Genomic DNA, 1,227 nt, shown 5'->3' with positions numbered 1-1,227 from the left:
GCGCGGCGATTGAGTCCAGGGCCACGCGAATCCTGTCAGAGCGCTTGTAGGTCGGCACCACGATCGAGACGAGGGGTTTGTCAGCACTCATGCGCTACCTCCCCGTCTTCTTCTTGCCGAACATGACGCCAAAGGTCTTGAAGAAGACCTTCCAGTCTGCCTTGAGGCTGGCACCCTTCGCGTAGGCAAGCTCGAACTCCTGGCGCAGGCCGTTCTCGAAGGTCGCGAGGTTGCGCGGGCCCGACTGCCAGGCACCGGTAATGCCCTGCGGGACGGCAAGCACCTGCACCTGTTGCTCGTGCGTAAAGTTCCCGAGCTCCTCGTAGGTGATGGCGCGAGGGCCGATGACGGAGAGCTGGCCCGCGAGCACGTTGAAGAACTGGGGCAGCTCGTCCAGGGAAGTCTTGCGCAGGACGCGGCCTAGCTTGGTGATGCGGGGATCGTTTGTGACCTTCCGCTCGCGGTGCCACTCCTCGATCTGCTCGGGGCTGAGGTACTTCTCCACGTCGTTGGCGTCGGCGACCATGGAGCGGAACTTGAGCACGCGGATGGGGCGACCGAAGCGCCCCGCGCGCTCGTGAGCGTAGATGGGTGCGCCCTTGGTATCGGCCGCAATGAACGCACAGAGCACTGCGCCAGGGATGAGCCCCACGACGCAGACGCACGCGCTGAAAGCGATGTCGAAGGTGCGCTTGACGAAGCGGTAGCCAAGCGACCTCGTGTCGAGCGCGCGGGACTCTGCGGCAAACTCGGGCGAGCCTGGGAGGCTCATCGTGCCCGTGCTTGCAGCGGAGCCGGCACCGGCGCCCGCCGCGCTCTCGCGCCGGTCCATGGCCTGAGCAATGAGCGCCGCGCCCACGGGCGCATTATCCTCTGTTACTTCTTTAGCAGTCACAATATAAATTTCGTTCCTGTCCCCAGGAACCCCCCCCCCATCCACAAATTCAAAAACCAAATAAATTGCCGGCGTAACGTCTTCCTTACGTTTTGCTCGGCACGTCTAACGGCAGCAGCTCCCTAAATGCGGAGTCACCTTCGCCCACGTCCACTAGGCACCAGCGCTTATGACGGTCGATCTTCTTTACACGGGCCTCTTGCCCCACCAAGGGACCCTGTTCTATGTGCAACACGCCATCTTCTATGCGCGCAACGCTGTTGCGCACCACTCCGTCGTCGTCCAGCACGCTGCGGTACCAATCCTGCGCATCGTCCGGCATGGGCATGTAC

Annotated in this window: 1 protein-coding gene and 1 pseudogene; both read right to left on the bottom strand. The window is 62.6% G+C overall.

The genetic code is table 11. The features are described from left to right. Window positions 1-94: 94 nt before the first annotated feature. Window positions 95-859, bottom strand: coding sequence for a sugar transferase (locus ACT84W_RS10890; protein WP_444329237.1), 765 nt, complete (start codon window positions 857-859; stop codon window positions 95-97). Between the two features lie 121 nt (window positions 860-980). Then, window positions 981-1,227, bottom strand: a pseudogene (locus tag ACT84W_RS10885) (hypothetical protein); the annotation flags it as partial.

This window comes from Paratractidigestivibacter sp. (assembly GCF_052362415.1).
Classification (GTDB): domain Bacteria; phylum Actinomycetota; class Coriobacteriia; order Coriobacteriales; family Atopobiaceae; genus Paratractidigestivibacter.
This window is presented reverse-complemented; position numbering and strand designations above follow the sequence as displayed.